General features: G+C 31.8%; 2 protein-coding genes. Both read right to left on the bottom strand.

Annotated elements, in window-relative coordinates; all coding sequences use genetic code 11:
- Positions 1-25 precede the first annotated feature (25 nt).
- Positions 26-2,410, bottom strand: a complete 2,385-nt coding sequence (gene pbpC / locus RH98_RS08785; protein ID WP_010253181.1) for a penicillin-binding protein 1C — start codon at positions 2,408-2,410, stop codon at positions 26-28.
- 62 nt (positions 2,411-2,472) lie between these two features.
- Positions 2,473-7,974, bottom strand: coding sequence for an alpha-2-macroglobulin family protein (locus RH98_RS08780; protein WP_026038821.1), 5,502 nt, complete (start codon positions 7,972-7,974; stop codon positions 2,473-2,475).
- Positions 7,975-7,983: the final 9 nt, after the last annotated feature.

Genomic DNA, 7,983 nt, shown 5'->3' with positions numbered 1-7,983 from the left:
TTTTTTTATTATTCTGAAATAGTGATTATTCATTTGAACTATGCTCAATATTGATTTCTATAGTTCGCGAATTTCCATTTACATCAATTACAGATAAGTAATGAATTCCTTCATCTGCCATGATAGACATCTCGTGATATAAATCTGTTTCTCCTAAATAGGCATTATCTAGATACCAATAAAGTTTTTTCTCTTTATTGTTAGTAGCTGCTTTAGCAATAAAAGGTTGCAACTGAGAGTAAAAATTTTTGGTTAGATATATTTTGTCACCATGTTTTGGGTATATAAACTCCAGTAGAGATTTTGAATCATTACTTTTGCAGTCATCTCTAAACGCTGGTAGATCTATGTAATCAGAATGTGACTGTTTATAATAATATGCCATTGTAGGTGGTAAAATAAACCAAGGTTCAGTAATAATATTACCAATTGGTTCGCAACTGCTATTTACTTGATATTGCTTGGTCATATCTAAATGCACCAACTTATGATAAGTACATTGTTGTGTTTTTTTCGAACGATTCGGTACTAATGATGTTGTTATTGGACAATTTTGTCCTGCGCGTAGCCCTGTAATTTTACAGGTTTCTATTTCTTCCATTTCATCATATGGAATTTCAAACCAATCTGATCGGGGTAATATTTTAAACAAATCAAATAGTATAGGACCTGCCATACGTACACCACTTATTGAAGGTCTTCCTTCTCCAGTAGCATTCCCTACCCATATTCCAACTACATATTTTTTATTAACTCCTACAGCCCAAGCATCTCTACCTCCAAAACTTGTTCCTGTCTTCCAAGCAATTTTAATAGCCGAGTCATAATATTGCCATGCTTCATCTCCTTCTGGGCGATTAACTAAAGTTAAGGCTTTAAACGTGCTGTAAATAGCTCCAGCACCTACTGTAGTAGATTCTAAAGTTTCATTTCCAAATTTTACTTTTTTAGTTAAATCCCAATTTAAATTTTGTATTTCATCTGTGCGATATTGCCCTTGATGGTTATTGTAATAATTTAATGTTGAAGCCATTCCACTATATGCTCTCGTTATTTCCCATAATGAACTTTCTGCTCCCCCTAATATTAGTGATAATCCATAATGATTAGGATGTTTGTTGATGCTATTAAATTTGAAATTATGTAATTGATCATAAAAACGGTAAATACCATAGTTTTGTAACATTAAAACAAATGGAATATTAAGAGATCGAAATAATGCTTCATCTGCAGTTACAGCTCCTTCATAGGAATTATTGAAATTCTGTGGTTTATAACCTGAAATAACAATTGGAATATCGGGAATCAATGATTTAGGTAATAGCTCTGCGTCATCTAGCATAGCGGCATACAAAAAAGGTTTAAGTATGCTTCCTGTACTTCGCTGCGCTTGTATAATATCTACATCTTTTTTATGGGTAGATGTAGTAGGTGAATTTCCTATATAGGTTATAATGTCTCTCGTTTCTGTATCAATTATAATAGCTGCTATATTGTGTATTTCTGATTGACTATAATTATTATAGTAATCTTTGATTATATCATTTGCTCTTTGTTGAAGATCGTATTTAACTGTTGTAACAATTCGTTTTCCAGGTGTTGATTTTGCTACTAACTGTAATAAGTGAGGAGCTATTTGTGGTAGCTCATGTGGTTTTTGAGGAAGGGGTTCTAGTAATGCTAGCTCATAAGTATTTTTATCAATGATCTTTTTAAGATAAAGTTTTTTTAATAAATTATTTCTCTTTTTTAAAAGAATTTCTTGGTTTTTACCTGGATAAATTAATCTAGGAGCATTTGGTAATACTGCTAATGTGGCACTCTCTGCCCAAGATAAATGCTCTGGAACAGTACCAAAATATCTCCATGCTGCTACATCTAGTCCAACAACATTCCCGCCAAAGGGAGCATGTGAGGTATAAAGAGATAATATTGTATTTTTACTATATCTTAATTCGAGGCGAGTAGATTGGATGGCTTCTATAAGTTTTTCGCCATAGCTTCTTTTTTGACCATCTCTAGATAATCTGATAACTTGTTGTGTTAATGTACTTCCACCTCGCGTTACTTTTTTTGCTTTTATATTAGTAAAAAATGCTTTTACTATCGATATAGGATTAATACCAAAATGGTAATAGAAATATTCATCTTCATAGGTTGTAATACATTGCTTAAACTTTTCTGGTATTGTATCAATTTGAGGAAATCGCCATTGACCATCAGATGCTATTTGTGCTCCTAAAAGTTGTCCTTTGTCACTTTCAATTACTGTAGAATATGGTTTGTTAAAAAGAGGTGTTGGCAAACAGAAATAATAGGGAATAAGAAGTAAAACTATAATTGTAATAAATAGTTTCTTCTTTTTACTCCAGTTTTTAGGGTTAAAATATTTTTTAAACTTAGTAATCATATAAAATAAAAAGAAACTGGAGATATATAATATATTTCCAGTTTCTTATAATGATGGGTTTCTTATTCCTTTATTACATCAATCCACGTTCCGCTAGTGCGGCAAGAATAACTATTGTCATACATGGCATTTGCATATACACCAGGTAAGTAATAATGACCAAGATAGGATGCGTTAAGTGATATTTTTAGAGTTTTTGAAGCTCTTGCACCTAAACTAAAATAAAATTGTGTACGATCGTCTCTTATGTCCGTATGATTAACGGAATTATTATTGCCACCAGCATCAGTATATCTTAAGTTGATAATTTCCCATCCTGATGGGATAACTTGGGTTAAAGCTATATTATTAACAGCAAAACCACTTGTATTTGTTATAGTAATATAAGCTACAAATTCTGTTCCCTGTACAATTTTAGTTGGATTAATAGTAGCACCTGTTGTCGTTTGGAAAGAAGTAGTTATGCGTAGTTTACTTTGTTCTACGATTTCTTGTCCAATAGGCAGGATACCACTAGTTATTACTTTTGCATATAAAGTACCTTTTGAATTATTTGTGACTGATATTGTATTTTTATCTGCAATAGGAGATAAGCTTATATCAGTAAAATTCTCAGAAGTCTTTATGTTCTCAACTTTATTATTCAGGTTATAAACAGCATTGATTTCATCAGAAGTCTTATTTTTAGCAATGTATTTAGACATTGCATATAGACCATAAGCTGTACTTTGTGTACTCATCCAACTATTTGAACCAAGTTCTTTTGCTAATTTATTGGCATATTCATGTGTTAACTGAGCTTTAGGATTTAATAGTAACTCAGTTTCTAATGCCATCGCTAAATTGCGTTCATAAGAGCCATAGTAATAATAATCACTTGTATGATCAGTTAATTTAATATTTGCGATAAGTTTATTTGCAGCTTCTTTTTGACCAGCTATAGCATATGCTGCTGCTAGACGAAGTTTACTATTATTTGATATACCTACTGTCTCTCTTAATCTATTCATGGCAGCTAAATCTGGACTACCAGCCAATGCTAATGTATATAAACGATAAGCTTGAGCAAAATCATTGTGATATTTAGGTTCAAATCTCCAGTTTTTTGCTTCCTTCTGTTGGTATGTTAACCAATTCGCTTTACTACCTAATGGAAGTGCATATCCTTTTCGTTCTGCCTCTAATAAGAAGTGTCCAATATAAGAAGTAGTCCAATCATCAGCATAAGATGAACTCGTCCAATATCTAAAACCTCCATTTGACATTTGTCTTTCTGCAAGTTTTGCTATGCCGGCTGAAACATTTCGTTGAATACTTGTCTTTTTTGATTCGTTTAGTTTTGTAAAATCGTCAAGATACAATTGTGGGAAAACTCCAGAAGTTATCTGTTCACTACAGCCGTGAGGATAATTTAGCAAGTATTTTAAACGAGAGGTTAAGTTAATACCAGGAAATGTAGAAAGTTCTAATGTGGCATCATTACTTCCTGGGATTCCAAATTTATTCCAATCGATAGATTTAGTATCGGATGCATCGAGTACAAGAGATTCCATTCTTACTGTTATTGGATTAGGATTAATAACATCTAATTCCACATCATAACTTGCTTTTTCTGTACCAGAAGTAGCTTCGATAGATATTTTTGAAATTCCTAGTTTTTGTAATACCTCTAAGTCAAAGTAAGCTATTTTTTCATCTGGTTCTGTGAAATTTAGCATCTGTGTATTACCACTTGTTAATTTAAACTTATCATCTGTTTTTACTTTTACCGTTACATTTTTTACATGGTTTTCCATAGCAAAAACAGTTACTGGTAAGGTGATTTTCTCTCCAGGAACAGCTCGTCTTGGCAATGATCCTAATATCATTAATGGATTATTTACTTTTACTGTCTTTTCCGAACTTCCATACGCTTGAGTATTTGCATTCGAAGCGACTACCATTACTCTGACTGAACCGATGTATTTAGGTAATTTAATAGTGTGTGTAGCTGCTTTTCCAGCTTCTAATGTAAATGGTCCCTTGAATATAACGACTGGTTTGAATCGATTTGCTTTTTTTACTTGTCCAGCTCCTAAATCTTCATCACCACCAATACTAAATATTTGATTAATGGATCCACCATAAGCTCCAATAACATCATTATACATGTCCCAAGTTCTGACACCTAGAGCTGTTTTACTATAAAAAGTATTCCATGGGTTTGGTGTTTTGAAACGCGTTAAATCTAATAAACCTTCTTCTACTATAGCAATTGTATAGGTCATTTTTTTGCCTTCTTTTTCCTGCACTTTTAATGTGAATTCTTGCTCAGGTTTTAATTTATCAGGCATTATTATTTGTGGGTCTAACTTTGTGTTTTTATCATAAACATTAATATTCTCTATTCCATACATACGAATAGGAGAATTATTAATTGTAGAAGCGTGTGGTTGTAAAGAGGTAACGTTTATATAAACGTTAGGCGACATAGAAGGTGTTGTGATAAACTCATAAGTAGTTTCACCTTCTTGTGTTTTTATCCATTCTGTTTGTACTACAGAGGTTCCACTTTCAATTGAAATTAATGCTCTGCCACCTTCACTAGATGGGAAAGATACTTTTACATGCTCACCAGTCTTATAATCTTTTTTATCAGTTGCTATAGATAAAGACGTAGCTTCTTTTCCATCGGTGTTTTTTGATTTGGCAGACCAGTAAGGCCAATCCACAAATATTTGTTCTGAGGCAATATGACCACTTTCTACATCAGTAGCTACTATTTCATATCTTCCCCAATCTTGTTCAGGTATATTTATTTTATAATTTACAGTTCCATTATGATTAGAAAGCGTTTTACTTTCAACCAAGGTATGATAGCTTGACGTACTATAATTGGAAATCCCTGAATTTCCAGAATTCCACCACCAATATCCTGTTTTTCTATATATGTCAATTTTAATCTCACCTGATTTAGGATTTCCTTGCTCATTGACTTTTACAAATGAAAGATCGATATCTTTTTCTGTTTCGTAATAGTTATATTTATTCGCTTTAGGTAATTTAATTCCCACATAAGAATCATATGGAGATAATGTAGCGGTAGAAACGTCTGTGGACATATCTCCTCCATTTTCATATACTTTTGCAGTAAAAATGGCTTTCAACATTCCTGCATTTTTAGGTTTATTAGTTAAGTTTATATTAAAACTAAATTTACCAGATTCATCTGTTCTACCCGAAAAAACGTTTATATCTTCTGCTGAATAAGAGCTAAGACTATTGTTAAAGTTGTAATTTTTATAAGCGCTAAATGTTGTGTTTTGTCTAACTAGCTTTAGGGTAACATCAGCTTTTAAATTGCGAGCAATACCACCTTGTAACCATTGTACGTCGTAATCAACTTTACTATAATTGGATCTAGTAATAGTTTTTCCTTCAATGTTGTTTTTTATTTTTAGACGATTAGGTTTAATCGTTTCAATTTTAATGGATTTATAAAATTTAACACCTCCTACATTTATTACAGCTGACCAATTACCAGTCGGAGCCTCAGTTGAAGTGTTTAATTGAAAAGTATAATGGTTGGTATTATTCTTTTTTCTAACAATTTGATCAACTAATTTTCCGTATGGATCTGACAGAGTAAGTTTGATAGGGTGATTATTAGGTATAGGATTAGCTTTGTCATCAAGTATAAAACCTATATAAATGTCATCACCAGGTCTCCACACGCCACGTTCTGAATAAATATAACCATTGATACCATTAGTTAGTGAAACTCCGTCAATGTTATAATTGCTCATCGAAAGCGCATTTGCATTATCTACTTTTAAATAAGTTGTATTACGGTCTGATTTAACAACGATAAAAGCAGGTTCTTTTTTGTTAAGGTTTAGTGATAACATTCCGAAACTATCTGTTTTCGAAGATGCAATTAATTGCTGCTGGAAAGAATAAAACTCAACTGTGGCTGCTCCAACAGGTTCAGTGGTTAATAAATTAGTAACAGCAATTGTAAAGGTATTGTCATTTCCTCTTTTAGCTATAACACCCAAGTCTGTAGCTAAAATATTTGTTTTTACTTTCCCTTTGTAGTAGTAATAAGACTTTGTACATGGATCATCTTTCTCGTCCCAATTATAGTAATAATAATAGCTTTGATTGTAGTCATCCTCATCATCGTTATAATAATTATCTTCATCAGTCGTTTCCTCATCGTTGCTGTCTTGTTCACAAGTGTACAATGAATATTCTTTTTTCATTGTAAATTCCACATGATAAATTGCACCAGGTTCTGGATTGATTAAGGTTGATAAATCTAATGCATATGAATTCCATTGCAAAAGAGCTTTAGGATTTGGATTGGTTAATTGAATAGTTGTCTCAGCAATTGGTGAAGCCACTCTATATAAAGAATAATCTCCTTCTAAAGTATTTTCTTGCAAGAATTGTAATACATTATTTTCGAATATTCTATAAACTTTTACATCAACTGCTTTAAGAGTTGTTGCTTGAAAGTTTATTTTTAGATTCTCTGAACTAGGAAGTATTGTTCCACTTTTTATTAGTTTAATATCTGGCTTTGGAACACCGAAATTTATTACTGTTTCAGTGCTCTCTGTAGTCTTTCCATTATTTATCTTTTGTATACCTGAGTAAATTTTTAAAATAACTTCATTTTTTAAAGGAACATCACTATATACTTTCAGAATGTTTCCATCGGGTGTATAAGTCAACTTATTATTTACACCTTCAAGCACAATTAAACCATCAAAGTTTTGATCTTTTTTTAATGGGTCAGAAAAATTGATCCAAAAAGATTGATCATCTGTGGGTGTCGATTGATAATTAAAAGCATAAAACTTATTTTTTTGAGGCACAGTATATGTTTCTTGTGAACGTTGATTAGCATTAATAGTTTTTCCATTAATAGCTAAAGTTAGTACACTTTCACTATCTAAGCGTTTGATTTTATTAATGATAAAGAAAAACTCTTTAGCCTCTTCATCATTGTTTGCATTAATTTGTATATCGAGTTTATCTCCATTTTGATCAGCAAGTAATACTTTTTTTACTTGGTCAGTTGTAATCCAATCACTAGCAGTGAAAGTACCATTTAAAATGTAAGTATTATCATCAATGCTTTGTAGATCGTTGAATTGCGTGGAGAAAGTTTGAGGTAAAGTCATAAAAGTAAACGTGAACTTTTGGAGTTTATCTTCTACTTCTTTCACTTTACCTAAATTGAAAGTGACTTTATATTTTTGGTCTTGTTTTAGTCTTTCACTTGGTTCAAATCTAATAACATTATTAGGCATAAAATATACCTTACCTTTAGTCTGGGGGTAAATAGAAACTATATCTTCGTCTAATTCTTGATTAACCTCCCAATTTCCAAAGTTTTCTTGGAGTACTATATCAATTGGAGCTTTAGAAGAAATGACTCCTCCTGTAAAAGAATTAATATATTCAATAAAGAGTTTAGGGTTAGATAAATTATATTCATCTTTTTTGTCTTTTTTGCATGATTGCATAATTAATGTCAAGCAGCAAAAGACATACAGTAATTTTCGAAATTTCATACTTAGCAA

Source organism: Myroides injenensis M09-0166 (genome assembly GCF_000246945.1).
Classification (GTDB): Bacteria; Bacteroidota; Bacteroidia; order Flavobacteriales; family Flavobacteriaceae; genus Flavobacterium; species Flavobacterium injenense.
The sequence above is the reverse complement of the archived record's forward strand: the minus strand, read 5'-3'. Positions and strand labels throughout refer to the sequence as shown.

What these genes read in the sequence shown, in the direction of transcription:
- pbpC (WP_010253181.1), bottom strand. Translation starts at nt 2,410, where the DNA reads ATGATTACTAAGTTTAAAAAATATTTTAACCCTAAAAACTGGAGTAAA.
- RH98_RS08780 (WP_026038821.1), bottom strand. Translation starts at nt 7,974, where the DNA reads ATGAAATTTCGAAAATTACTGTATGTCTTTTGCTGCTTGACATTAATT.